28 protein-coding genes are annotated in these 25508 nt (G+C 60.2%); 13 read left to right on the forward strand and 15 right to left on the reverse strand.

Features of this window, described 5'->3' with window-relative positions; genetic code table 11:
* Window positions 1-85: 85 nt before the first annotated feature.
* On the reverse strand, window positions 86-355 hold the full coding sequence (locus tag HWY37_RS16680; protein WP_176089147.1) for a hypothetical protein: 270 nt from the start codon (window positions 353-355) through the stop codon (window positions 86-88).
* Window positions 342-839, reverse strand: a complete 498-nt coding sequence (locus tag HWY37_RS16685) for a hypothetical protein (protein WP_176089148.1) — start codon at window positions 837-839, stop codon at window positions 342-344. The genes HWY37_RS16680 and HWY37_RS16685 overlap by 14 nt, the downstream gene beginning before the upstream one ends.
* A gap of 115 nt (window positions 840-954) precedes the next feature.
* Here HWY37_RS16685 and HWY37_RS16690 point away from each other — a divergent pair, with 115 nt between their 5' ends.
* Both HWY37_RS16690 and HWY37_RS16695 read left to right on the forward strand, forming a co-directional pair.
* Window positions 955-1497, forward strand: a complete 543-nt coding sequence (locus tag HWY37_RS16690; protein ID WP_176089149.1) for a VRR-NUC domain-containing protein — start codon at window positions 955-957, stop codon at window positions 1495-1497.
* A 12-nt stretch (window positions 1498-1509) separates the two neighbouring features.
* The gene (locus HWY37_RS16695; protein WP_176089150.1) at window positions 1510-2394 is read left to right on the forward strand and encodes a hypothetical protein; all 885 of its coding nucleotides are present in this window, start codon (window positions 1510-1512) and stop codon (window positions 2392-2394) included.
* On the opposite strand, the gene HWY37_RS16700 is transcribed toward HWY37_RS16695, so the two are convergent.
* The 6 genes from HWY37_RS16700 to HWY37_RS16725 form a co-directional block, all read right to left on the reverse strand.
* The gene (locus HWY37_RS16700; RefSeq protein WP_176089151.1) at window positions 2378-2848 is read right to left on the reverse strand and encodes a hypothetical protein; all 471 of its coding nucleotides are present in this window, start codon (window positions 2846-2848) and stop codon (window positions 2378-2380) included. The genes HWY37_RS16695 and HWY37_RS16700 overlap by 17 nt on opposite strands.
* 4 nt (window positions 2849-2852) lie before the next feature.
* Complete coding sequence (locus HWY37_RS16705) at window positions 2853-3659, reverse strand: metallophosphoesterase (RefSeq protein WP_176089152.1); 807 nt, start codon at window positions 3657-3659, stop codon at window positions 2853-2855.
* Window position 3660: 1 nt separating this feature from the next.
* The gene (locus HWY37_RS16710; protein ID WP_176089153.1) at window positions 3661-4122 is read right to left on the reverse strand and encodes a hypothetical protein; all 462 of its coding nucleotides are present in this window, start codon (window positions 4120-4122) and stop codon (window positions 3661-3663) included.
* A gap of 25 nt (window positions 4123-4147) precedes the next feature.
* Window positions 4148-4594 carry a hypothetical protein gene (locus HWY37_RS16715; protein ID WP_176089154.1) on the reverse strand — a complete coding sequence of 149 codons (447 nt, stop codon included), beginning with the start codon at window positions 4592-4594 and terminating at the stop codon, window positions 4148-4150.
* A 26-nt stretch (window positions 4595-4620) separates the two neighbouring features.
* Entirely contained in the window at window positions 4621-5769 is a 1149-nt protein-coding gene (locus HWY37_RS16720; RefSeq protein ID WP_176089155.1) for a hypothetical protein, read from the reverse strand.
* Window positions 5770-6101: 332 nt separating this feature from the next.
* Window positions 6102-6380 carry a TraR/DksA C4-type zinc finger protein gene (locus tag HWY37_RS16725; RefSeq protein WP_176089156.1) on the reverse strand — a complete coding sequence of 93 codons (279 nt, stop codon included), beginning with the start codon at window positions 6378-6380 and terminating at the stop codon, window positions 6102-6104.
* A 216-nt stretch (window positions 6381-6596) separates the two neighbouring features.
* On the opposite strand from HWY37_RS16725, the gene HWY37_RS16730 reads away from it, so the two are divergent.
* A complete protein-coding gene (locus HWY37_RS16730) occupies window positions 6597-8897 on the forward strand; it encodes a DNA topoisomerase (RefSeq protein ID WP_176089157.1) in 2301 nt (766 codons plus the stop codon).
* A 142-nt stretch (window positions 8898-9039) separates the two neighbouring features.
* Window positions 9040-9570 (forward strand): hypothetical protein, encoded by a 531-nt coding sequence (locus HWY37_RS16735; protein WP_176089158.1) that lies wholly within the window; start codon window positions 9040-9042, stop codon window positions 9568-9570.
* A gap of 35 nt (window positions 9571-9605) precedes the next feature.
* Here HWY37_RS16735 and HWY37_RS16740 read toward each other — a convergent pair whose 3' ends face one another.
* Complete coding sequence (locus HWY37_RS16740) at window positions 9606-10019, reverse strand: hypothetical protein (protein ID WP_176089159.1); 414 nt, start codon at window positions 10017-10019, stop codon at window positions 9606-9608.
* 142 nt (window positions 10020-10161) lie between these two features.
* Between HWY37_RS16740 and HWY37_RS16745 the strand changes: the two genes are divergently transcribed.
* Window positions 10162-11742, forward strand: coding sequence for a PhoH family protein (locus tag HWY37_RS16745; RefSeq protein WP_176089160.1), 1581 nt, complete (start codon window positions 10162-10164; stop codon window positions 11740-11742).
* Between the two features lie 10 nt (window positions 11743-11752).
* Window positions 11753-12310: a YcbK family protein gene (locus tag HWY37_RS16750; RefSeq protein WP_176089161.1), complete on the forward strand. Its 558-nt coding sequence runs from the start codon at window positions 11753-11755 to the stop codon at window positions 12308-12310.
* 7 nt (window positions 12311-12317) lie between these two features.
* Here HWY37_RS16750 and HWY37_RS16755 read toward each other — a convergent pair whose 3' ends face one another.
* Genes HWY37_RS16755 through HWY37_RS16765 form a run of 3 tightly spaced genes read right to left on the reverse strand, consistent with a single transcriptional unit; the run spans window position 12318 to window position 13858 of the window.
* Entirely contained in the window at window positions 12318-12662 is a 345-nt protein-coding gene (locus HWY37_RS16755) for a hypothetical protein (RefSeq protein ID WP_176089162.1), read from the reverse strand.
* A 24-nt stretch (window positions 12663-12686) separates the two neighbouring features.
* A complete protein-coding gene (locus tag HWY37_RS16760; protein WP_176089163.1) occupies window positions 12687-13187 on the reverse strand; it encodes a hypothetical protein in 501 nt (166 codons plus the stop codon).
* Window positions 13184-13858 carry a hypothetical protein gene (locus HWY37_RS16765; protein ID WP_176089164.1) on the reverse strand — a complete coding sequence of 225 codons (675 nt, stop codon included), beginning with the start codon at window positions 13856-13858 and terminating at the stop codon, window positions 13184-13186. The genes HWY37_RS16760 and HWY37_RS16765 overlap by 4 nt, the downstream gene beginning before the upstream one ends.
* Window positions 13859-13996: 138 nt before the next feature.
* On the opposite strand from HWY37_RS16765, the gene HWY37_RS16770 reads away from it, so the two are divergent.
* From HWY37_RS16770 to HWY37_RS16790, 5 genes are all read left to right on the forward strand, one after another.
* A complete protein-coding gene (locus HWY37_RS16770) occupies window positions 13997-14503 on the forward strand; it encodes a hypothetical protein (protein WP_176089165.1) in 507 nt (168 codons plus the stop codon).
* 60 nt (window positions 14504-14563) lie between these two features.
* On the forward strand, window positions 14564-14959 hold the full coding sequence (locus HWY37_RS16775; protein WP_176089166.1) for a hypothetical protein: 396 nt from the start codon (window positions 14564-14566) through the stop codon (window positions 14957-14959).
* A gap of 85 nt (window positions 14960-15044) precedes the next feature.
* Entirely contained in the window at window positions 15045-15779 is a 735-nt protein-coding gene (locus HWY37_RS34890) for an NUDIX hydrolase (protein WP_246302337.1), read from the forward strand.
* Window positions 15780-15875: 96 nt separating this feature from the next.
* Window positions 15876-16244 carry a hypothetical protein gene (locus HWY37_RS16785; RefSeq protein WP_176089167.1) on the forward strand — a complete coding sequence of 123 codons (369 nt, stop codon included), beginning with the start codon at window positions 15876-15878 and terminating at the stop codon, window positions 16242-16244.
* Between the two features lie 12 nt (window positions 16245-16256).
* Window positions 16257-17606, forward strand: coding sequence for a hypothetical protein (locus HWY37_RS16790; protein WP_176089168.1), 1350 nt, complete (start codon window positions 16257-16259; stop codon window positions 17604-17606).
* Between the two features lie 11 nt (window positions 17607-17617).
* On the opposite strand, the gene HWY37_RS16795 is transcribed toward HWY37_RS16790, so the two are convergent.
* Window positions 17618-18232 (reverse strand): hypothetical protein, encoded by a 615-nt coding sequence (locus HWY37_RS16795; protein ID WP_176089169.1) that lies wholly within the window; start codon window positions 18230-18232, stop codon window positions 17618-17620.
* A 183-nt stretch (window positions 18233-18415) separates the two neighbouring features.
* On the opposite strand from HWY37_RS16795, the gene HWY37_RS16800 reads away from it, so the two are divergent.
* Window positions 18416-19861: an AAA family ATPase gene (locus HWY37_RS16800; RefSeq protein ID WP_176089170.1), complete on the forward strand. Its 1446-nt coding sequence runs from the start codon at window positions 18416-18418 to the stop codon at window positions 19859-19861.
* 124 nt (window positions 19862-19985) lie between these two features.
* A complete protein-coding gene (locus HWY37_RS16805) occupies window positions 19986-21965 on the forward strand; it encodes a hypothetical protein (protein ID WP_176089171.1) in 1980 nt (659 codons plus the stop codon).
* 84 nt (window positions 21966-22049) lie between these two features.
* Here HWY37_RS16805 and HWY37_RS16810 read toward each other — a convergent pair whose 3' ends face one another.
* The gene (locus HWY37_RS16810) at window positions 22050-22835 is read right to left on the reverse strand and encodes a hypothetical protein (RefSeq protein WP_176089172.1); all 786 of its coding nucleotides are present in this window, start codon (window positions 22833-22835) and stop codon (window positions 22050-22052) included.
* A gap of 66 nt (window positions 22836-22901) precedes the next feature.
* Window positions 22902-25325 (reverse strand): ATP-binding protein, encoded by a 2424-nt coding sequence (locus tag HWY37_RS16815; RefSeq protein WP_176089173.1) that lies wholly within the window; start codon window positions 25323-25325, stop codon window positions 22902-22904.
* Window positions 25326-25508 lie beyond the last annotated feature (183 nt).

Below are 25508 nucleotides of genomic sequence, written 5' to 3' on the forward strand. Positions count from 1 at the left end.
CCTAGGGAATAGATGCCTCCCTTGTATAGGTGCGCTAGACGAAGAAAAGCGCCCCCTCACGAGAGGAGGCGCCGAGAGGTCAGCGTCAGGCCAACCAGCGCATGATTCCCATCACACTCGAGCCTGTGTAGCCCATCTGCATGGTCACGATGCCCCATGCTTTCGTCTTGATCCCGTAGGCCAGGAAGAGCATGTTAGATGCGAGAAACGCGACAAAGCCAAATCCGGATACGGACACATTGGCAGCCACCAGGTACGAGCCGAACAAGCCCGTAACGCAGCCGGCCCATTCAATGGCCACGACGGCGCGTGGGCGGCTATAACAGATCGCTGCGGCTTGTTCAGATCCGGCCATTGAGCTCCTCCAGCATAGCGAAGAGTTTGTTGAGGGCCGAATCAGGGTCCTTGAAGCAGTCGAACGTTGGCAGGTCCGTGTGTTCGCGCGGAACGCTGGCATTGACCACGTCTTGCACGTACATCGAGCGAGCCCCGACGGCATGCAAGATCGCCAGAACATACTCAGGGTATTGGCTGGGCCGTTTGCCGTCGTCCGACAGCTTCAGAAAAGCCTTGTCCACGCGTCGCATGACGCGCAGCCCCATTTGCAACTGGGCAGTGGTGAGCGGATCATAGCTGCTTGCGATACCGTATTTCCAGGCATAACTGTAGTGCTTGTGGGTGGCGTCGGTACTGCCAGTTTGACAGCGAATCGTGAAGAGAGGGGCATCGCAATGGCTCGGCCACAGGTCGTACAAGGACACGCGTATGTGGCCGTATCCGTGGCTGTGGTCTGCGCGAACGACCGCGTACGGCTTCAGCTTTTTAGAGGTCATAGTCATAAACTGTCCTTTCAGGTGAGTGCGTGTATAGATTTCCTGAATTCGTATAGTCATTTTCGCCATTTCGGCTACTTTCAGACACGACGCCACGGCGCTTTATTGATATACTGCCGGCATGCGTATCTCCCCCGAAGAAGCTATTGCTCGCGGCTGGATCCGGCCCGAGGAGTTGGCGCCCGTTCGCGAATCGACGACAGTTAAGAAACCGGCCGGCAAGAAGGCGAAAACGGAACCTGGTGCTACATCACCGCGCAAGCGAGAAATCGAGGGAGATGAGCAGGCCCTGCTCATCAAGGAGTTCCGACTGAGGTACCCGGATGTCGGTAGCTTACTTATTCACATTCCCAACGGCGGATCGCGAAAGAATGCTTTCGAAGGCTGGCGGATGAAGGAGCAGGGCGTGCGCGCGGGCGTGAGCGACTTGCTCCTGCCTGTGGCGCGTGGCGGTTATTTTGGCTTGTGGATCGAGTTCAAGGCCTCGCCTCCAAACGATGCCGAGGTCTCCGCCAAGCAGCAGGAGTGGATTGACGAGATGCGTGCCCAGGGCTACTTCGCACGAGCCTGCCTGGGCATCGCTGCCGCGATGGAAGTCCTCACTTGGTACCTCGCCCTTCCATCCACTCCCGGCAGCCCGGTGGCGGCCCCTTTCAAACTCTGAAGGAGTGACACTATGCTTGAGACCACCCTGGGGAAGCGGCGCCTTCCCTACGCCGCCGACACCTTGGCGGAGGTCCTGCAATACTACGAGACGCGCGCACGACAGTTCCTGTATGAAGGCGTGCGGTGGTCTGGTGCGGTTCGCTGGGCCTCCGGATTCGAGGGCAAGGCGTGCGAGACCCAGTTCTGGTTTGCGGATCGCCCTCAGGAGCGCTACAGCTCCTTCTACGTGCTGGCATCGGCGCGTAGGCAGCAAATCATGTCACAGCTTTGCCAGCGCGCTCCCATCCTGACGACCAGGTCGTGCAACATCCAAAGCATCCTGGCGGCCCAGGGCGCCGAGTTCAAGCTGGTTGGGGCGATCCTCGACAGCGTCGAGTACCAGCTTATCCAGGATTTCTATGGCGATCAGGTTGCAAAGCGCAGCCAGGTCTTCCTCATGAACCACATCGATGAGGGCCTGGGGGTAATGCGTGCTGTGGGCGCCAGCGATAAGGCGTTGCGCGCCTTCTGCCTGCACCCGTTGGTGCAGAACGATGCGGACCTGACCGCCAACTTTCAGTCGGTGATCAATGCGCTGGCGGAGGTACCGGATGGGCACGTGACCCTCGCATACGCCATGGAGTACCGGTCGGTGGCCAATGAGTACCTGGCAAAGGACGCCATGCGTGCCGGGGGGATTCGCTTGAGTGCTCTGCCGGCCGTCAACCATATGCTAATCGGCGACAAGGTGCAGAATCGTAAGGACTACTCCATCTACCACGAAGCCACCCACGAGAATCGTGAGCGGCTGACCAAATACTTCAAGGAGTGGTGTGCACGCCTGGGGGTCGACGAGGCGCACTACGCCGAGCTGTTACAGGCGATCAGCCTTCCCCAGACTACTTTGGCAGTGTGACTTCGTCGTTTGGCACCAGGCCCAGCGGCGTGGAGCCACGGTAGAACACGACCATTGCAGCTCGGCCCGTCCTGGTCTGTTCTGCCGTCACCTGGTCGCCGGCTTTCAGCGCGAGCCTGGTCTTGAGGGCTGCGGCCACATCCATCGACAGCTTGGCGCCGGCGGGACTCTTGAGCGTGATGCGCGCCAGCTCGGATGCGTGCGAGGGTCCGATCGACTCGATCGACCAGGTGGGATGCGACTTCACCGCATAGGACAGAACTTCGAAGGAGGGTTCACTCGCCGTGCCGCCGTTCAGGGCCAGCAGGAGCGGGGCGCCCGCCTGCAAGCTTGCCCCTTTCACCTGGAGTGAAGGTCCAGAAGCGGCGCCAGGCGCCGGTGCTGTTGAGGCCCATGCGGTACTGGCGAACGCGGCCACTGCGAGAACGAGGCAGGAATGGAAATGCTTGGTCATGAGGTCAATTCAGGGTCAGGATGAGGTCCGGGTTGAACCGGGGATTCTCGAACTGCACGTCGCCCAGGTGGGCGCGGTGGGTGCGAGGGTATCCGCGGGGATTGCACACGACCAGGCATCGACCCAGCGAGTACACCGACGAATTATGCATGTGGCCGTGGATCCAGACGTCTACGAGTTCCGAGGCAACGGACTCGAGGTTTGAGGCGAAGCCGGCCGTCACCAGATCGTTCACGTACCTCGGGGCCGAGCTACGCAAGCTTGGGGCATGATGGGTCACAACGACGACCTTCTCGCCGCGGCCGCGTGCAGCCCGGGCTTGCGACAACAGCCATGCCCGCTGCCCCTTGTGGATCTCCAAAGTGTCCCTCCAGCTGAGCTGTTGCTTGTTCAACTTGATGGTCCGGTAGTCCATGAGCGCAGTCTCGACCTTCTTGGCGACGAATTCGCGCCGATTCGATCCGTACAGCTCGAAGTCGGTCCACAGGGTGGCACCGAGCACGCGCAACGGGGCACCATCGCCATTGGCCAGCAACAAACTGTCCGCCTGCAACACGTGGACATTCGGGAACGAGGTCTTCAGGGCGTCGGCTTCTGAGTGCCACGCCACCATATCCTCGTGGTAAAACTCGTGATTGCCAGGCACGTAGATCACGGGCTTCCCAGGGAAGGTGTTGGCCGCCCAAGCAATGCCTGATGTGCCTGGGCACAAATCTCCGGCGAGAACCACGGCATCGGCGTCCTGCGCCAGCGCGGAAGGCCTGTAGTCGCAGAACTCGAGGTGCAGATCCGAAAGTACGTGCAGCTTCATGTCAGGAGGGGTTCAAGGATGAGAGGGGATTGCTGATGCCGGAGAACACCACCAGCTTTGACTGATTCGGAAGGCATAGTCCGGTTCCGCGCGGACCCGTATAGAGCTGCGCCGTCCATACGGACGCACTGGATACCATGACCTTTGCCAGCGCGCTGCGCTGTGGTTCCGGCAGCGACAAGACCAGGTTCTCAACTTGCGACGGGGCCAGGATGCTGGCGCTGCAACCCTCGAGTTCAGGATCCAGGGGAGCGAACTCCAACCCGGCTGACGCGGCGGCCATGTTCATGGCGGAATCTGTGAGCCATTGGCGCACGCCTCCTTCTGGTGCACCCGCAGCCTGGACTTGAACTTCCGCAACCGGAGGTTCCTTGGGCGCGGACGCGCTGGCGAACAGGCCGCCCAGTAGGGACATTGCACCATAGAGCGCCAGGCCAAGGACAACGACAATGAAGAGGATCATGCGGGCGTTCTCCCGCACAAGCGGGCTATGGAAGTTTTGACTGCGCCGCGTATCGCAATGACTTGAACACTGCGAGGAGTTTGGCGCGCTTAATGAGTATAGTTTTCGCTTCGCGAATCAAGCCCGCAGTCGCCGCATAGTGCTTCTCTTTCCGAGACAGTGCGAGGATGGGGTCTTTACCTTTGGCGCCAAGGTTCATACCCAGCAGCATGGCCTTCTTGCCTTCGGGCGGATCGGTCCAGCGATACTGGATCCAGCGAGGGTGGGGGCAGCCGGCGCATCCGGGCCCGCAAGCATATAGCTCGAGGCAGACGGAATTGTTGGCGACGGGTTGCGCGGCTCGGATCTCGTCGTGCAAATCCACGAGCCGCGCATTCATCTTGTGAAGTTGGTCGAGGCCGAGGTTGCAGGTCTGTTCTGCGGCGGTTTCGGCCTGGATGGCAGCTTCACGAGCTTTGAGGACATCAGACATGCTTTACGATCGGCAGTGCAGATCCGTCAGTGCAGGGAAGGAGGAGTGTCTACCATCGAGTGCTCGGCCAGAGCATCGGGTGGTGCCAATACTTGCAAGCCACCACGGTGCGAGCCAGGCAGCGAGTCGATGGGCGCCCGGCTAGATTGCACCCGCGCGACTCCAAGCTCTCGCAACAGCTGTTTGGCTTCGATCAATTCGTCGATAGACTCGATCGTGAACGTGGGCATCGCGATACTGCCCAGCGGTTGCCGCGTCAGGTGTGCCTTAAGGCGGATGCAAAGCAACTGTTGCACACACGTCTGAGGGGTGGCGCTCAGGGACAGATGGGCCACCATGCCTTTAGGCGTCACGCCCGAGTTGCGCACGGCCAGGTCGAGGAAGTAACGCAGCTTTGCACGGAACGCCTGCATCGGCGCATCCTGGAGCGATTCGGAGAAAGGCCGTGGCACCGCCGGCACGCCGACAGTGATGCTACCCGTCAGCCCGCTGCCGGTCAGCGACGCCGTCACCCACTTCGTCATCGCGGACACGAATTTCTCGGAGAGCTGCTGGACATCTTCCTGCCCACGGGGGGAATAGGCGATGATTGGCATGTACAGCACGTTGCTTCCGGCAAGGCAACTGTCGTTGCCGAGAGGCAGAGCTACACCCTTTGCATCACCGCGGACCACGCGGCGAGTTACATGTGGAAGCTGCACCAGGACGGACATTTCACTCGAATTCAGTTGATCCGGTGTGTACAGTGCTGGGATCGGATATACCCATCCGCCGGCCGCCGTACCGAGTTGGGTCGGAGTCAGCCCAAGCTGTTCGAGCAGCTGCCCGCTGGCGCGCAGCGCGGGCATCCCACTCACGAGCGAAACGGGGGTTTTGAAACCCTTGTCGATGGCAATGGATACCGGCAGCAACCACAGTCCCAGCGTGGCGCCATTGCTTTCCTGGTGGCAATCAACAGCGCAACCGAGAACTTCCATGAGACAATGGGCCATCTCCGGCGGAACGCTCTTCAAGGCCGCGTTAACGCTATCTGGATCCTGATTGCTCAGAACTGCATTCTGTAACAACGTAACGGCGGACAGGAGAGCATCAGAGCACTCCTGCTCAGACCTAGAGGTCGAAATTGCCTTCAGCGCAGGCCCCAGCGTGGCTGGCGTCAGCTCAGTAAAAAACATATGCGATGAGTCCTCGGTTCACTAAGGTATGCTGTAGTTGCTTAATTTGTTGTGCAACACTTATTTTCTAAATATACCTTGTGACGTGCTTTTTGTCAAGTTTTTTGGCAACTTTTCCGGCCAACAGTTAACAATTCCGCGTAAAAATGCCGAAAATGACCGTTTTCCGCGCTTTTTCAATGAATTCTGGTAGTTAACGTAACTTCTCTCGCACAGCATATGTAACGTTAACGTTACGCGCCTGTACTGCGCAGAAGGTGATGATGTTTGTGGCAGTGACAGATCGGTAGTAGCCGTTGTCCGTATCCGGTCGCACTCGTAGTCTAAAGTCGTTACTCAGGCCATCCAGCGGGCATGCGCCGGCCCCCGAGCTGCTTGTTGCGGTGCTCCAGAACAGTCTGGCAGGGCGCGCAGCGCACGCGTTTCATCGCGAGCCGCTCCTTCGGCATATCGTCCCCGCATTCAACGCAGGTAACGCCGTCGAAGTCGGGATGGTGCTCTGGCGCGTTCGCCAGACGGACCGCCGCGATAGCGCTGTCCGTCAGGTTTGCTGCGAGCTGATTGGCTTCATCCAGCGGATCGGAGAAGCGTTCGATTTCGGGTTGGGTCATGGAACTCCTTGAACTAAGAAAAGGGCCGGCACATGCCGACCCTCACATCGCCTTGCACTATGGGTTCAACAGAAGCCCCTCCGTACTGGCAGGGGCCTTGAGATCGCATGGCGATGCGGACATTTGGTATAGCTCAAAAACCAAAAAACCGAGTAAGAGTTGCGGGAATGCGTCTTTAAGCTATACAAATGCTCGCGTTTGCATAGAATCCGTTGAATGTCCAAGAAGTCCATCCTCGTCGTGGCGGAGAAGCCCTCCGTCGCGAAAGCGCTCGCCGTCTGGCTGTCCAAGAAGCTCGGTGTCTCAGAAGTACCTGTAGGCCGAAGCCACATTGAAGTCGGCGAGTACAACATTTCCTGGCTGTTTGGCCACGTCCTCGAAAACTTCGAACCTCACGACTACGATATCGCCCTCAAGAAGTGGGCCATGGCCTCGCTTCCCTTCATCCCCGCTACCTGGCAGTTGAAGATCCGCGAAGAAGTGGACAAGGCAACGCGCCGCAAGACCGGCAAGCCCGACCCGGGTACGCTGGCGCAGGTGAAAGCGCTCAAGAGCCTGCTCTCCAAGGCGACTGAAGTGATCGGCCTGGGCGACCCGGACCAGGAAGGGCAACTGTTGCAGGATGAATTCCTGCTGTGGGCCGGCAACAAGGCCCCCGTCAAGCGTCTGTGGCTGGCCGCGGTGGACGATGACTCCATTGAAAAGGCCTGGAAGGCAATGAAGCCCAATGCGGACTACGCTGGCTGGTACTGGTCGGCGCTGGCCCGCTCGCACGCCGATTTCCTGGTCGGGATGAACTTCTCCCGCGCCGCCACCCTGGCCAGCCAGGCGAATGGCGGCAACGCCACGCTTCCGGTGGGTCGCGTGCAAACGCCTACAGTTGCCCTCGTGGTCATCCGTGAGAAGGAGATTCGCGCTTTCAAGCCGGTCGACTACTACACCCCATTCATCGATCTGGCCTCGGTTCCTGGCTTCAAGGCCAGCTGGAACCCCGACAAGGAGAAGGATTCGCGTCTGGATCCGGAAGGACGCCTGCTCGATCGCAAGGTGGCGGACGGCATCGTCGCGGCCTGCAAAGCGGACGGCAAGGCCGTGGTCACCCTGGTGAAGTCGACCAAGGGCAAAGAGGCGCCCCCACTGCCGTTTGCCTTGCAGACGCTGCAACCGTACATGGACAAGCGCTTTGGCATGAGCCCGAGCGACACCCTCAAGCATGCCCAGTCTCTCTACGAGAAGAAGCTGGCCACCTATCCACGTTCGGATTCGGAGCACCTGGTCGAAGCGCAGTTCGCCGACGCGCCGGCCTTGGTCGCGAGCATCGGCAAGATGGGGCTCACGCAGCTGGCTGCGGGAATCCCTAAGGCTGACACCACGCTGCGCTCGGCCGCCTGGAACGACAAGAAGGCCAATCCGCACCACGGGATCATCCCGCGCCCGACCACCTTCGCTCAGTTCAATGCTTTGTCGCGTGACGAGCAACTGGTCTGGCTGGAGATCACCAAGCGCTATCTGCTCCAGTTTTTCCCTGCGGCCGAATTTCTGAAGTCCGAGATCGAGCTGACCAGTGCGAAGGAAGCTTTCCGCGCAACGGGCAAGGTCTTCACAAATCGCGGTTGGAAGGATGCCTTCGTGAGCCCGGGCGATGAGGACGAAGACGATGGCGCCGGCGGTCCGGCACTGCCTGCCCTGACCAAGGGGCAGGAGGTGAAGCTGGCGTCCGCGGGCGTAACGGCTACGCGCACCAAGGCTCCAAAACGCTTCACACAGGGCACGCTGCTGGACGCCATGAACGGGATCCACCGGTATGTCACGGACCCCGCTCTGAAGGCGACGTTGCGCGAAAACGCCGGCATTGGCACAGTGGCAACGCAGTCGGCCACGATCGAGGAACTCTTTCGCAAGTCCTTCTTCGTGCTGGACAAGAAAGAGATCAAGCCGACGCTGCTGGCAGAGCAACTGATCGATACGCTCCCGCGTCAGCTGACCGCGCCGGATATGACGGCGCTGTGGCAGCAAGACATGGCGGATATTCGGTCCTCAGGCAAGGCGGGCTACGATGCCTTTATGGCCAAGCAGGCCGCCTGGCTGCGCAAGTCCATCGACGAGGTGCCCGACTGGTTCCGCGGCAAGGCGTTGATCGACAAGTCAAAGCCGGCCGCCGGCGCCGGCGGCGGACTGACAACCAAGCCCACCAAGCACAGGTGCCTGGTATGCGGCGGGGCACTCGCTCACATCAAGGGCAAGTTCGGCTGGTTCTTCGGTTGCCAGGAGCCCAGTTGCAAGACCAGCTTCAAGGACGTCGGCGGCGAGCCCGTGGCCAAGGCCGCGCCCGTCACGACAAAGGTGACCTTCGACGGCGTCACGAGTGGCGACAAGTGTCCCAAGTGTGGCAAGGGCGAGATGCAGGTGCGAACTTGCGGACCGACCAGCAAGACGCCGGGCAAGCAGTTCCTGTCCTGCTCGAACTTCTTCGCCAAGGGGAAGGACAAGTGCGACCACAGTGTCTGGCCTAAGTAGGGGTGCGGGGCGCGCCGTAAGCGCGCCATCAATTCCGCCGTCAAAGAGCGCATGGGAACCAGAGCCCGGGGTCCAATGAAGCAGCATGTAACACGTAGCCTGGCCACATTGGCCAGGCTATGACTTAACGAACAGCAGGCAAATGGCATTCGTCGATAATCTGAAAATTCCCGCTATGCTGGCGATTATCGCGGCACTTGTTGGTCTCGGTCTCTGGTCGGACGACATTGACGAACTACAACAGAAGGAACTCATCGCCAAGTACCGCCAGGTGCCGGAGTTCATTCAAACGACAGGGTTCACCGTATCCGACCTGGTTCATCGAACAACCAGCGGGAAATACGCGACCACCAGTGTCCACTGGGTTTTTGCCGAATCATCTGATTGGGTGTTTCTGAATGGGCGCGAAGGCACTCATACCTGTTTCAGCGTCCTTTATGACGTCGAGCGAGTCAACGAGATAACCAGCGCGCCCCTCCAGCAGGTTTTGCTGTGGCAGGCCGCATTCAAAGAAAAGCCAATCACCATTCACGCATTGGTGCCGCGCTTCAAACAAGCACCAGACCTGTCCCGCTGCCCAGGACTTCGCTACAACGAGGCTGAGAGCATCTTGCAAGTGGGGGACAAGAAGATCGCCTATTTGCTGGCCGATCAGCCCAGGCTCGCAGACTGAAAAACCCCGCCAATAGGCGGGGCATGAGAGGCTGATTATGCCTTGGTACGATCGGCTAACAGCAGCTCCGCTTGCCGGCAGGCCTGCGTCAACACCAGGGGCTCGTGTCCTTGAAGGTGACGCCATTTGTTGGCGCGGATGGTCCCATAGGCATGCCGAAGCTGCTTGAGGAAGTCGTCCTTGGCCTGGTCAGGATCCGGGGTCATTGCCTTCAGGTAGTCCAGATCCTGGTTAACCAGCTGCTGCGCGCGGCGGGTGACCTCCGTTTTGAGCCGTCGGTAGGAGGGCTGGCTTCGGATCACCGAGCGAAGCTCGGCGGGAATGACGACATGGCTTGCTGAGATCAACTCGGCCAAGGTCGACACTCTGGTCACGCGGGCCAGTGCGGCAGTGATTTGGGTCTCTGCTGAGCGCACGCGCTGTGCTAGGAACAGTTGACTTGGGTTCACAGGATTCTCCTCTAATAGTGTGCCCTAGCTTCGTATAAGCGCGATTATCCAAATCATAGTGTACGCCCCCCTGTTACATTGAATCCTGGCCGGAATCGAGCGTTCTTTCCTATACAAGGGTCCTACCTCTTGGATCGAAAGAATGTCCGCAAAAGCCGCCATCTCCACCGCCCCCGGTACCGCTCATGGCCAACACGCATCCAAAGGCGTCTTGGCCCAAGTTTTGCCACAATCTACCCTTGCCGGCGCCGCGTTGAAACCTCCTGGGCTGGTCGCAGGGACTGTCGCTCCCGGGGTGACCAGCTATGTACTGGACACCAATGTGCTGCTGCATGACCCGACGGCCCTGTTCCGCTTTGCCGAACATGACCTGTACGTGCCCATGGCGGTCCTCGAGGAGCTCGACGCGCACAAGAAAGGCCGCGAGGACCTGGCTCGCAATGCGCGCGAGGTGACACGGCAGATCAATGCCCTCATCGGGAACGGCAAGGGCATCGAGAAGGGGATTTCGCTCGCAGAGCGCACCGGCGGCGCTGCGACGGGGAAGTTGTTCCTGTGGCATCTCCCTGGCCTGGAAGAGGGGCTGACCCTTCAAAACATGGGTCTGGCGGCCGGCAAAGCCGACAACCTCATCCTGGCGGCCGCTCAAGCGCTCAAGACGCAGGGCAAGGCAGTCACGCTCGTCAGCAAGGACGTGAACCTCCGGGTCAAGGCGTTTGCCCTCAGTCTCGAGGCGCAGGACTACCGCAACGATCGGGTGCTTTCCGACAACGACCTGATCCCGCCCGGCTATGTCGAGGTGAATTCCACGTTCTGGGAAGAAAATTCCCCTGAAGGTGAGGCGGCGTTCTACCGCGAAGGCAGCGCAAGCAAGGCGCGAGTCGCGATCGAGCTGCCCGTGAACTCGTTCGTCGTCGACATTGGCGACTCATCCAACGGGCTGTGGCGCGTGGAGCACAGCGGGGATGGCGAAAGCATGCTGCATGCGGTCCCGACCAGCCGCAACAAGGCGCCTGCGCGCAAGCGCGCCGGGCGAAAGAGCGCAGTCGCCGGGTCGGATGCCGCGGGCCCACTGCTGATGCCAAGGGATCATTTCCAGGCCGGGGCGCTGGACCTGCTCCACGACGAGGACATCGACGTCGTCTCGTTGCTGGGCACTGCCGGCACCGGCAAGACGCTGCTGGCGCTGGCCGCCGGCCTGGAGCAGACCCGCAGTGGCCGCTTCACCGGGGTGATCATGACCCGCGCGACCGTGGCCGTGGGCGAGGACATCGGATTCTTGCCAGGCACCGAAGAAGACAAGATGAACGCCTGGCTGGGCGGCACGCTCGAGGACTGCTTCGATGCGCTCGGGCTCTTCAAGACCGACAAGACGGGCGAAAAGATCGGCTACATGGTTCCCCCCGAGGTGAGCTTGCGGTCGATGAGCTTCATGCGCGGCCGCAGCTTTCACCGGAAGTACATCATCATCGATGAGGCGCAGAACCTCACCTCGACTCAGATGCGTACTTTGCTGACCAGGGTGGGAGAGGGCTCGAAGATTGTGCTGACGGGCAACACCGCCCAGATCGATACGCCATACCTGGATGAAGGCTCTTCGGGTCTGGTCTGGGCCGTCAAGCTCCTGGCGGGCTGGAAACACGCCGGCCATGTGATTCTGCCGCGCGGCGCCCGCAGCCGCCTGGCCACCCACATCGAACAGGCCGCGCAATCCAAGCGCTGAGGAGGAGTTCATGAACCGACGCCAGTTTCTGGGCGCCGGTGTGGTTACCGCGGGAGGCCTCTGGCTTCCCGCATTGTCGAGTGCCGCGCCCGCCCCGCAGACCCAGTTCGACCTCACCCGGGGATCTCGGGTGCTGGACCTGTACCGGAAGGACTCCCGCGAGCGTCTGCGGATCGAGTACCTGCGTGACGGAAAGTGGGTAGGAGACGCCTACAATCAGATCTGCTGGTTGATGCGCGATGTTAAGGCCGGTCAGCACGTCGCCATGGATCGGACGCTGATCGCGGTCTTGGACTGGACTCAATCCTACCTGCGCCAGTTCGGCTACAACGATCCCATTGAGCTTCTCTCTGGCTATCGGACCGAGAAAACCAATTCGGGCCTGGAGAAGGCTGCCAAGAACTCACAACACCGGCTGGGCAAGGCCCTGGACCTGAGAATCCATGGCCTGAGCGCCGATTACCTGGGCAAGCTCTATACCTGGCTGTCACAGGGCGGGGTGGGAATCTACCAAGCTGACAGCTTCGTCCATGTGGACACCGACCGCATTCGTCAGTGGCGGGGCTGACGCGCGATCAGGCGACAGGGCGGTGGCAATTGGACCGAATCAGGGCGAGGGATGCCTGCGTGCGGCTGTTGCGCCGGCGCACCAGCAGCTTCCCGTAGGCGAAGACCATCGCCAGGCTCTGGAAGTCTGGAGGGTCGATGGGCTCCCAGTCCTGGGCGGAGTCTGACCCTGCGCCGGCCGCGAACGCCAGATGCCGCCCTAGGCTGCGGCCATCTGGCGCAAAGCGTTCGATGCTCAGATTGCCGTCGTAGGCATCACGGACCTGGCCCAGCTCGGGCCGTTCGTCGTGAAGGCTGCGAAACCGGGCAACCCATGATCCTGCAACGATGTCGGCAAAGGGAGAAGCAGTCATTATGCGACTCAGGAGATGTTCAGGCTAGTCGACTTTCGCGGCCTCAATGGGCTCAGTCAGCGCTCGGTCATCCAGAAGCGATACGACCCCAGTCGCGGGGCAGCTGACTCGATAGCGGATCTCGGAGTCGATGTGCTCTTGGTAACAATTGCGCAGGCCGAGCCGCCGCAGCTGGCCTGGGAAACATAGCAGCAGGGGCGCCATCGCGACGCTGATGAGCAGCATGGTCTGGAAAAGGCGTGGAACAGCTACCGGCAGGTCACCCTGCATCTGAGCGAGCGCCCCTGTTACCCAGGTGGGATCGAGCACGGACAGGAGTGTGAGAACCAGTCCCAGGATCGACCATGGCAAGAACAGCACCAAACCGGCCAGATTCATGGCCGCGGTCAGGCAATTGGAGGCCTGGGCAAAGGCCACCTGGCCGTTACGCCAAGCAGCGGCACGAATGTCGTTGAGCGCCTGGGCGGAGATCCGTCCGACTGAGACGCCGTTGACGAACACCAAAAACGATTCGGCAGGCATCATGGTCCAAAGAGGTATCCGGCTTTGCGCGCGTCGGCCTCTTCAGCAGCCATCTTGGCTTCCAGCTCATGGAAGCGTGCCACGAAAACTTTGGCCACGGCCTCCGGCGCCAGACCCTTGACGGGCGCCGCCATGCCCTTGCACATGTCGGGCGTGATGCCGGCAATGATCGGCCAGGGGCCTTCGCCGGGCTCGTCCGGGGGCAGCAGGGCATAGCGCTCGACGTACAGGGCGATCAGGTCGGCCTTCTTCACGGCCGGATGGCGGGTCAGGGAGACGTCGATGCCGAGCTTCTTGGCGACCATGTCCTGGACAGCATCTTCGCGCGCCCGGAAGGCGAGTTGGAATTTGTCGATCTGCTCTTGCGTCACGCCGAGCGTGCGCAGCTCGGGCACGACATCCAGGTACTTCTTCAGCGGGGTCGAAACGTCGCCGAAGTAGGCTTCGTGCGCGTCATGCATAAGACCGCCCATTTGCACCGCAGCGGATTCTCCGCGCTTCTCCAGGAAGTAGGAGATGGCCAGGCTGTGCGCAGCGACCGAGAACCCGAAGGCTGCGTGGCCGGTGTAGCGGTTCACCCACGACAAGGCATGGGCAATATCATTCAGGCGTACGGTCGACGCTTCCAGATCCTGGAAGTCGATGCGCGCCGCAGATTGGGTCATAATGAACATTTGGGGCTTTCTATCGCCGGAAAAGCTGCTCCAGCATTTCAAGTTACTATACCGATAAATGCGTTGTATAGCAATATTTGCATTAGAAATTGATATGCTTTTGGGCATGGCCGCCACAGATCCGCCATTTAGCGCCTCATGATTGACTACCTGCTTGTAACCCTATCCTCCAGCATACCTTCGGGCGTGCTGGTCTTCGGCTGGCTGCTGTTCCTGCGCGCGAGCCGCACGTCGGGCTGGCGCATGGCGCTCGTGTCGCTTCCTGGCACCTGGCTTCATGAGGTCGCACATTGGGGTGTGGGCCTGATCCTGGCCGCCAAGCCGGTCAGCTTTTCGCTCTGGCCGAAGAAGGAGGGGAACTCGTGGGTCCTGGGCGCAGTCGGTTTCACCGGCCTCAACATCTGGAACTCGGCGCCAGTGGCGCTGGCGCCGCTGCTGCTCTTCGCATTCGGAGGCCTGGCGTTCGTGCACCTGTTGCAGCCTCTCTTTGAGCAGGAGCGCTATGGGCTCTGGCTGGTCCTCGGGTATCCGGTTGCCGCCTGCCTTTTCTCTGGCCTGCCATCCTCCACGGACATTCGCGTCGGCGCGCTCTCCATCTGCATGTATGCGGCAACGGGCTATGTGTTATGGCTGCTGGCTCACTGATCCACCCAGCGCATTCCTATACGTGGTTGGTTACAACCACATCAAAGGAAACACATGTGCATGCAATGCTCCGCGGAGGCAGTCACGCTGAAGCAAAACGTGATCCCCGGCTTCTCGATCATGATAGGCCGCAAGGAAATCTCCGGTTGGCCCAAGGACTGGTACGCCCTGGTCGAATGCAATGACCCGCTTTTCGTCTTCGAGGGCCCATTGGTTCGCGATCCGACCATCGGCCTCACCGAAGACAAGCTGGATGCGATGCTCTCCTATCCGGAAGGCTATGACGAGTACGAGGCCGGCGCCAAGCGCCTGGGCCACGCGCTCACGATGCGCGCCGAGGCCGGCTACCGCCTGGTCCGGGCTTGCATGGAAAAGGGCTACAACCCCAACGAAAGTGGCCATCTTCAGTTCTGGTTGCTGAACTACCTGGCCGAGCAAGTCGGCGAAGACCGCTGATTGCACCTCCTCACCGGGCCCTTGGGTCCGGTTTTTCGTGGGCAGGGCGCTATACGAAGTGTCACTATTCAAGCGAGGAAACACAATGAACACACAGCCCCCTGGCCATCTCTACGGCCCTCCACCCCCGTCCATCGCGTTTTACTACGGTGATAACTACCTGGGCGAAGTGCGCGGCCACCCCCTAGCACTCGATGAGGCGCTCGCAAAGGTGCAACGTCAAATCGAAGTCATGCAGCCGGGCAATGTCGGTCCTTCGCTGTACATGCTTCGTCAGGCGCGCGCAGTGCTCTACTGCGGAGGCGTATCCCTGGATGTCGCCGAAATCCGGAAGCTGCATGCTCAGCGTCAACGGGACCAGTCCAACTTGGATTTCTGTCTCCTGATGAAGGGTTATTCGCGCACCCCACGCAACGATCATCCCAAGTACGTCATGACCGTGGTCCTCAGTGAGGATGGCCAGTACGCCATCGGGCTGGTCAAGTCGAAGGGCCCTGCAAAGCTGGTCGGGAAGATCACCTTCCCTGGTGGCCGCGTGGGCCCCGGCGAGTCGCCTCGTACCGCCGCCGCGCGTGAGCTGCACGAGGAGACCGGGGTTCACATTGCCGAAGATCGCTTGGTGAACATCGCCAACAGCGAGGAAATGGCCGTCTTTGCTGCGCGCTCCTGCGATGTACTCAAGGCGTTCACACGTGAACAGGAAGAGGTGCTGGTGCTGGCGGTCTCCCGTCAGCTGGAATACCGGCGCCGGCATCCGGATGCCTATGTTCCTGAGTTCTCTATCTTTCTGGAAGCCGCCGCGGCGGCCTTGCCGATCTAGGCGCAATCCCCTCAAGTCCCCGGTTCGACCGGGGATTTTCCATGCCAACAGGCCGATCACGCCTATACAACTAGATCCCTCTGTCTAACCACGTCCATGCCCTTCATCGACTACACCCATCCCGACCGCGTGCCGCAGCAGCCGATGGCGTTCGACCGTCGTTCTGCGGAGTTTTACCTGCGCCTGAGCGGGCTGCCGCCTGGCCATCCCATGTACTCGCCCGACTGGTGCCTGTTTCGCTATCCCGAATGGATGCAAGGCGGCTCGGCTTGGGTCCAGGCGGGCGCCATTGCACGCGACTTGGAGCGTCTGATCGAGGAGCATGCCCTCGATGAAGAGCCGCGACCGGTCATTGGCAGCCAAGACCCTGCTTTCGATGAAGCACTGGCCCAGGGGCTGATGATTCTGGGCTATCGGCCACTGATCGCGGAGTTTTCTGCACGACAACCAACCGGCGCAGCGTAAAAGGAGAGCAGCATGTCCAAGCAAGGTGCCATGACCGCCGATGAGGTCATGAACAAGATCCAGGATGACCTGGCCCGCTCCGCTCGAGACCGTGAGGTCGAGCAGCAGCAGGCGCGAGCCCGGCTGCGCGACCAGGATATGTTCCTGCGTGAGCCGGTCGCCAGTAGGGTGGACGGGCCTGGCAGCCTCAGCTCACCCGCCTTCAAGCTGACTGCCACACCCCATTATCCTGGGGTCGCGGAGCCTGGGCAGAACCGCTCCGACTCCGGTCACCTTTCTCCGGCCGCGGAGGCGAAGTTCCTCGAGCACATCAAGGACGCCGGCAACCAGACCAGTCCGGCTCGCCGGGACTCGGCGGTGGCCAAGGCGGCCCGTGTCGCCGCGCATGACTGGGACCAGAAGCATGGTCATGGCAAGGCGGAGCCTGGCGTGGTCACCGAGCTACGTCGGGAAGCTCGCGCCCAGATGATGTTCGCAGCGCGTGAGATCGGGGAAAAGGTCGGGTTGGACCCTGCGGCCTCCTCGGTGATTGGCTACTCCCTGGAGCGTGCCCTCGAGAAGGAAGGCTTCCGTGTGCTGGCCAGCCATGCGGTGGACAAGCTTTCAGATGTGTTCCGCGCCACCACCGCGTCCGTTACGACCTCCACCGGCATGCGGCACACGCTCGAGAACAACCTGAACCAGTCGATGAATTGGCTGGCGGCCCACGGGGTTACCAGGGATGCCTTCAAGGAGGTTCTGCGCAACCACTCCGGCAAGTTCACGGTCATCGCCGAAATGGCGTCCAATCCCGAGGCGCTCCGTCGCGCTGCCTATCTGATCTCGAAATCGGACCATGTGCTGGATGGTGTCATGGCGGCCGCGAGCGACAAGGAGCTGCGCAAGGCCCTGGGAAGCGTGACCATGGCCACCGGCGAGGCAATCTCAACCGTCGGCGCGCGCAGCGTCGGCTCGGTCGCGATCGTAGCTGGAGCGGTGATGCGCGGTGACTCGGCCGCGGACACAAGCCGCCACATCTTCCGGGCGGCACTATCCGTGCTGGGTGGCGCCGCCGGCGGGTTGGGGGGCGGCATGGTAAGCGCGGGGTTCGGATCTGTGGCTGGCGCCGTCGTCGGCGCCGAGCTCGGCTCCCGGCTTGCCGACAAGCTGCTGTCGTTCTACGACCGTATCTTCGCCGCCGAGGGGGCCCAACAGAAGTCGACGGAACGAATGGTCAGCAATGACGAGCTCAAGCACAGCACCGATGTGATTGGTCAGCGTGCCGGCACTGCGGCGAAGACCGCCGTGGGACAAGTGGTGGAGTCGACCCGGGATCGGGGCATGGAACGCACCATGGAGCGCTCCACCGGCATGTCCGGGTGATGCGCGCGGGGCTATCGAACCCCGTAGCTGTGCAGGAAACTCAAATCGAGCGTCCACTTCCGTTGGGACAGACGTTCCTGGCGGTCGGCCATCTTGCGCAGCTCCAGCTCTAGCTCTGCGTCATTCCAGTCGTTGAGCCATTTCAGGCGATCGACTACCTGACGGTACCGGCCGATCCTGTTGGCATATCCGAGGTGTTTTGCCTTATGGCAGGTCGGGCAGAAGCAACGAAGTCCCACGAGCTTCTGGACCCCCGCCGCTTCATTGAAAGACCAGGCCTCATGCGCCTCCACATGTGGCTCACCGCGCGAGCCACATGCCACGCATGTATTGCCCGCGGCCTGGTAACAGAACTTCCGAAGCCGATCCCACTCCGCCTGCGTCAGCGCTGTGCGCAGATTCGCTTCCCACGTAGAGCTGGGCAGCATGTCCGGCAGCAGGACCGGCGCCGGCGGGTCGCCACGGTCCTGCCATTTCCGGGGAAGCCACTCCTCGAAGGCAGGCAGGTAGGCGTCTTCCTTGACGTAGAAGCCGAGCTTCTCGCTATAAGCGCCGCCCGCATTGAGAAATTGCGTCTGATCCCAGTACGGGACACAGCAGGGGATGGTTTGGACGAATGGTTCCATGGCTCTCGAATGAAAAAAGGCCAAAGGCCATACCCGTATAGCGCATAAGCGCGTACTCACAACGTTTTTCACGTATCGAAGCGGCATGAATCTGCTTTTTCGCTATACCTATCCGTAGGAACACAACCAATGCTTTGGCTACAAGCCATAGCGCATTTTCATCAAACGGAAGGAAACATCATCATGTCCAATCTCAAATGGTTCGATACGGCCGAAACACTGCTGAAGGTCGGTAACGACGTACCTGGCTGCAACGTGTTCGAGGTCTACAAGGGTCCCTTCCCGCTGGTGGAGGACGCCACGGGCGATCGTCTCAAGCTGGAACTGGTCAACGCCCATATCCACAAGGTAAGCGTCGGTGACGACGACTATGCCGCGGTGGTGCTGTGCCGGATCAAACCGGATGGCAACCCCGAATGGACGATCTACTGCGGTGACGGCCAAGTGGGCGGCAAATTCCGCAACGACGGCAAGAACCTGGCAACGCAGCTGCGAACAGAAGGCAAAGTGGCGAACGCCCTGGCCAACAACGTCGAAGCTTCGGGCTGGGTCGACAAGATCAAGCAAGAAGCGCAGTGTGGCTTTTTCAAGACCCTCGAGCGTTCGGGCCGGTTCTGCACTCACACGCAGGCCGTGCTCAAATCGCTGAATCAGGAAAGCCTCGACCAGATGGCCACCGATTTGATCGGCTGGAAGTCTGGTGCCGCGGTGACGGCCACACCTATAGCAGGTGTGACCTCTGAAGAAGAAGCGGCGTTCTACGACGCAGCTTTCATTCAGCCTGTGCTGTTGGCCGGCGAACGTGGGTCGGGTAAAACCTTCCTCGCGCGCGCAGCCGCAGACAAGTTCGATGCGGTCTATCTCGAGCTGCAATGCCATCCTTCGATGGAGCCGTGGGAGTTCCGTGCTCACGACCGCGCCGCTGACGGCAAGGTCTACACGGTGCTGGGCGTCTTTGCTCAAGCGGTCTATTGGATCCAGAAGGGGAAGCGTGTGGTTCTGTGCCTGGACGAGTTCATGAACATGAACCCCATGTACACGACTACCATCAACAGCCCCCTGAGCCTGACCAAGGACGACACCTACATGATCGAAACTGGTCGCCTCATTCCGACGATGGATGACGAGGGCAAACCCAACGGTATGGCCCTCCCTGAAGTTGTTGAAGTGCCGGCGGACATGCTGTGGGTGGTAGCGACGACCAACATCGGTGCTCGGTATGGCCTGGACAAGATCGCACCTAGTGTGCGCGCTCGTTTCCAGATTCAGCTGATGAACACCAATGCGGATCGCACGCGCCATATCCTCGAGCGACAGCTGAGCAAGTATTCAATGCCGCTCGAGATTGCAGAGAAGTTCGAGAAGTTCATCAATGCGGCCAACGAAGCCCAGACGGCGGGCACGTTGGACGAGGAGGTGACGACTCGTTTGGCGTCGAACGTGATTCGTGCTGTGTATCTCCGGACCGTGCGTGACAAGAAGGTGCTGACCAAGGTCTCGCAATGGCTGCCGCTGATCAAGAAGCAGGTTGAGCGAGAAATCGCTCAAGTTGTGAACTTCGAAATCGGCGAGCTGGATCCTGAGCAGGAAATGCTCTTCAAAACGCTGGTCACTGGCTGCTTCAAGTAAGCGCCCAAGCAACTCTGTCTCCCGGACATTTGAGCAAACCGTTGCAAGGCATTGCCTTGTTCATTCGCTCATCTGCTCGGGAGATTTTCTCTTGGGTGTGAGCAAAATACGAAAGGAAAACATCATGTCATCTGGATTTCTGCTGAATCGGCTTTTGGGTGATGCACTGCGCCGCGCTTATCACCAAGGTGATTTGCAAGTCAACGTGCTGTATTTGATGGAGCGCCTGAAGCTTGGCGAATACCGCGTGATGCTGAAGCGCAACTTCGACACGGCCTGCTGGGTTCCCCCAGTGGGATCGCGCGGTTCGCACAGCATCTACTACGGCGACCGTATGCTGGAGCGCACGATAGCGTTCTTCTGTGAGCAGAATAAGGCCGACATGCCCGATCTGCCAAAGAAGGAGGATCTGGCGGCGGCTGCCTGCACCCGCCTGTTGGACGAGGCTCTGGCCGCGTACAAGAAGGCCGGCGCCTCTCACCGGGCCCGCGTCAAAGCGCCTGAGCTGAAAGACATGAAGCCCACGGGCCTGGACCTGCTGAATCAGCTCGTTCTCTGGCTCAAGGACAACCTGTCGACGGATCAGTGGGCTGCGTTCATCGACATGCTCGTGACCGCGGTGGCCGCATTCGGCCGCCACGAGCGCCAGCATGCACGCCATACGCCCAAGGACATGGTTCAGATGCAGACCGATCTGAAGTCATTGAGCATTCCGTTCACAGTGTGGAACTGCTTCGAGGACGCCCGAATCGAGCACATTTCTCGCATGGAGCTGTCCACGCCTTTCGGCTGGCGCAACTTCGAGAACATTGGCAAGATGGACAATCCAGTGAACCTGTTCCTCCGTCTCGTCTTCCTGGAAGGTGAGCCGGACACAGAAGCACTGGACAGCACTGAAACTCTGCGCCACGGCGAAGAGGTCAGTGTGGTCGCAGAGAGCGTCGAGTCGTATTACAAGCGCGCAATCGCTTGCACCACGTCAGAATCGCTTTTTCCGATCATGGCTGAGTTCATCAAGGAGTTCGAACCCTACATGAAGGAGATCCCTTCCACGCCGCCTTCGGGCTCCGGCGGAAGCGGCTCTGTATCTGGAGGTTCGCCTGGCGCCCCTGGCGCCGAAGACGGCTCCACGGAAGCGGAAACTGAGGAGGCTGGTGAAAGTGGCACGGACCTGTCCGTTGCTGCCGAAGCCGCCGCCAAGGGTGACGAGTTCTTCGAGGAGTTCGAGAAGGATGCTGAGGTCGTCGGTGGCACCGATGCCGAAGGCGCAGCAGCCGAGGCGGAAGCCAAGGAAAAGCTGTCCGGCGGTAAGAGTGGCAGCGGTGCCAAAGGAGACCCCAACAAGGATGGCGGTGCGGGTATTCCCGACTCTGTCACCCCGTCGGCCTCCGGCGGCCGAGCGACCGAGCACGCATTCCTGGCCAAGGATCCTGGTTTTGTGGACGAGTCGTTCCGCAAGCGCATTGATGGCGTTACGACCATGCTCATGCGCATGTTCCGCACGATCTCTTTGCCCGTGGCGACGGAAGCACCTGGACGTCGGATGTCTTCACGGCATCTGGCTCGAGGAGAAATCCGTTTCCTGCGCAAGATGGTGATGGGTGGGAAGGGCAAACGCCGTTACTCCATCGTCTATGACTGCTCGGGCTCGATGAGTGGAACACCGGACCGTGAGGGCAAGGTGTTGCTGCTGGCTCTGAATAACCTGGCGCGCCGCGGGTACCTGCAAGGTTCTCTGGTGTTGTCCGGGTACGTCAATGGCCAACCCGGCTGGTTGCAGTATGAGTTCCCGGTCTCCGAGGACATCATTCTGCGTATCGCGCCGACCCATAGCAGCGAGGGCTTGCAGTCCGCCCTGGCGGACAACCTGAAGCACATCAAGGGCATGGATGACGTGTTCGTCTACACGGACGCCTGCATCACCGATGAGCCGCTGGATCGAGGCTATTTTGCCAAGCACCAGATCTGGCCTGTCGGTTTGTATGTCGGTGAGGAATCACGTGCTGGAGAAATGGACCGCCATTTCCCCCAGAACATCGTCCGCGACACCATCGAACAGGTGGTTGAGGCCATGTTGACGCGCAATCGTCGCACTGTCGGATAACGACACTCTCAGGCCGGCATCTTCGGATGCTGGTCTTTTTCATGTCCATGAAGAAAGCCCGCACGAAGCGGGCTTTGAGGGAGGTCACACGTTGATGACCGTATTGGTGATCCGATTCACGAGGCGAGCCTCGGCACCATGCGCACGAATGTCCTTCAGGTTTTCGATGGCACTGGTCAAGCTGTCAAAGGAGAAGTCCTCCAGCCAGCCGGACTCACCAGCTTCCTCGCAACGATAGGTCCGGTTCAGGCCCAGAATCGATGGCTCGCGCAGCACGTCGTTGAGTGCTTGCACGTTGCCACCAACCTGAACAACTTCGCCTGCCATGTCGGCGACGCCGTCCCAGGGAGTCAAGGTTGCGACCAACCCGATACTCGGGCCTGTCACAGTCTTGAGGTTGGCCACGTGATCGCCGATCCGCGCTTCCGCGGGCAGAGCACAATGATGCAAAACTTGCACCGTCGCGTCCCTGCCGCGGTTCGCCGGCGTCCACAGGGTACATACCTGGTCCATTGCGATTCCCGTTCCGTCAGCAGCCACCTGGCGAGCCAAGCGAATTGCCACTTCTGGGGTGCTCCCGACCTTCATGAGCCGCGAGAGAAAGGGTGCCCAGTTGGACACTACTATCTCCCCCGGCGCCGGTGAACGGCTGAGCGGGAAGCCCATCCGTGCTGACCAGCGAAGTATCGCCTCCATCGGGTCGGCAAGCAACGCCTGGATGCGGTCCATCGTCACGTTGGATGGCTCTTTCGAGTCTCGCAACAGTGCACGCACTTCCTCGTAGGCCGGGTTCGACCGGAACACTCTCAGATTTGTCCCCGATTGATCCAAGATCGTCAGGCCCAACTGTGATTCCATTGATGAGATCATGTTTCCTTCCATTGTGATTGAGTGACAGGTCTCCTTCAGCTGGTTTCCCGGCTGAAGGATCACTGCTTAGCGGCACACCATAGCCAAGGCCTGCGTGTACTGATCCAGCGTGGAATCAGGGAAGCGTGCCGCCGACAAGGGTCTGAGCAAAGGGAACTTGGCGCATAGGTCTTCATAGATATCACTGACCACCAGTCGGCCGCATTGCGCGAGACTGACGAACCTTGCCTTCAGAGCCTTGCGCTCTTCTGGGTCGGTGTCTGCGATCTCCATGAATTCTCCGTACGCCTGCATGGCTTGGGTAGCCTTATGCAACGTATGGTCCAACTTGGCGACCGGCAACTTGACGGCCCCGGTGAGGGCGTCGAAGTACGGTGCCAGCGCCTTGTCGAGCTTGGTACCAGTCAGTTCCAGGCGTGGCCTCTTTCCGAGGTTCTCCAGCAACATCGTCAGGCCGGCATGGGCATGCACCGTGTGCATCTCCAAACCGTCCAGAACGCGTTTGATCGCCCCAGCTTCAGTGAGTTGACCCAGCGCCGTTTCCAGCGGGATCCACAGCTTCAGCGTTTGCAGTTCACCGTAGGACATGCCGATGTCGAGTTCCGCGAACTCTTCCTCTGGCATATCCCAAGCTCCGGACTCCTTGACGCTGTTGACCAGCGTTTCGAAGGCCTGGACCTCTTTCTTGCTGAAGAAGTACACACGGTCGGCGCCTGCACGACTGAGCGCGCAATCCAGACCAGCGTCAAGCAACGCCGCGAACGACGCGCTATCCGACAGGCCCGCCAGAGCTCGTCCTTCTTTCCCGACCCAGATCCGCGGCCTGACTTTTGTCACGCCGGGCTCCGCGCTCAGATACGACATCGCTGCCGTCTCCTGCTTGCGGCTATTCAATGAGTGAAAAAGCATGGTGGTCTTGGTTGCCCGGACCACACTTGCTCCCTTGATCACACGCTTTGCAGCAGCAGGAAAGTCAGACGTCTTGAAAGTCTTCAGCTCGTTACCGTAGTGTGAATTGACCTTGTTTACCTGTTCGATCGCGTCTGCTGGGTTCTCTCCCGAGACCAGCACGACCATACCTTCCTGACCCAGAGCCCACTCGCGAAAGCGGGCCAGTCCACCACTATCCAAGTCATTAGCCACCAGGGTGGGCGGCCTCATGACGTCGAAATAGACGCGCTCGGGTGCCTTTCCGCCCGGCTGCGGGAGGAACATCCGGCCGCCAGAGGTGTAGCCCTTGCTCAGGGTAGAGTCCCTGTGGCGAAGACGCGGCGTTGTGTGGAGGATCTCGTCAAAACCCTCCAGCTGCATAGAGCCAGTCCATGCTGAACGGCCTCCAGCTTCGACAAGCTCGGCACCGAAGTCCGACTTGCCACCACGCATGGCAACTGCCACAAAGTGATTGACGGTTGAACCGATGAACCGGTTCAAGGTCTTCTTAGCGGAAAGCGACTTGTCTTCGTAGAGCTCCTTGACTTTCGCAACCGCCGCCTTTTGAGTCGCCGCGTCGATGGCTTCCATCAACGCATTGACCTTCGAGGTGTACTTCAGCTCCTCTCGCGAGGGCATGAATGGGACGCGAAAGGACATCGGGATCTCGACGATCATGCCGCCACCGAATGCAGACATCCCGGAAGTTTTGACATGGAACGGTAAGCCGCCCACACCTGACTTCTGGTTCGTAAGCACCACGAGTGACCCTGTTGTCAACTCTTTCGGGCTGTATTGCAGGTTATTCGTCAGCATGGGGTACACGCGGACGCCTTTGAGCATGGGATCGAAAGGTTCCAGATCGAGGATGATGCCGCTATGCCCGGGCAACTTGGTGGTCGCCGTTGCAGTGGCGGCCGCCAGCGCTGCCGGCGCATCCACAGAGAACGAATCCCCCATGGTCAGCTGCATAACGTCTTTCAGCCAGGCCACAGCGCGGTGGGCCTCCTCGATGTCACCCAGGTGCACAGGAAAGGAAACGATTGTCCCCGTCCTGGTACCAGGGCGGGAGACCGCGGGGGCCACCTGCGGCATGTCGTTGCTGCCCTGGAACTGGAAGTAGCAATGCTCCATCATGTCGGAGGCATGGGTGGTCGCGACAGTACACTCACGGATGTACCCGTAAGCAGCCCATCGGCCAACACCCAGGCCACCGGCCGAGTCATCATCCGCTACCTTGGTGGACGTGCCGAAGGATAAGTAGCCGTCTTCGGCTTCCATGAACTCCTTCGTCATGCCGGAGCCCTTGTCCGATATGGTGATCACCGGGTTTTCAGCAGTGGGCAGCTCAACGAGCACGCCCTCCGCGAACGAAAGGCCGGCCCGCCGCGCGGCGTCACAGCTATTCTGGATGGCCTCGCGGATCGCCGACATCAGGATGTGCGAATACACAGTGGCCAGCATTTCCATGATGCTGCCGGACAGGCTGACGGTCGCCGACTTGGCGTCGCCAGCGCCTTGCACGTGGGACGGAATACTGGTTGGGGCAATGATTGCCATGGTTTACCTCCTGAGTTAATCAAAATGCACCTTGCGGCGCGAGATGTGTTCCTACGTCTCGTATAGCTTCCACACTGCTGTATGGCTATGTCTTATCAGGAGCTGGTGGCGGGAGATTGCCATTTGCGAGCTATACAGAACTGGACATATCGGCCCAGTTTTGGGCTCCCTAGTGCAATTCCT

Source organism: Achromobacter anxifer (assembly GCF_903652925.1).
Lineage (GTDB): Bacteria > Pseudomonadota > Gammaproteobacteria > Burkholderiales > Burkholderiaceae_B > Achromobacter > Achromobacter anxifer.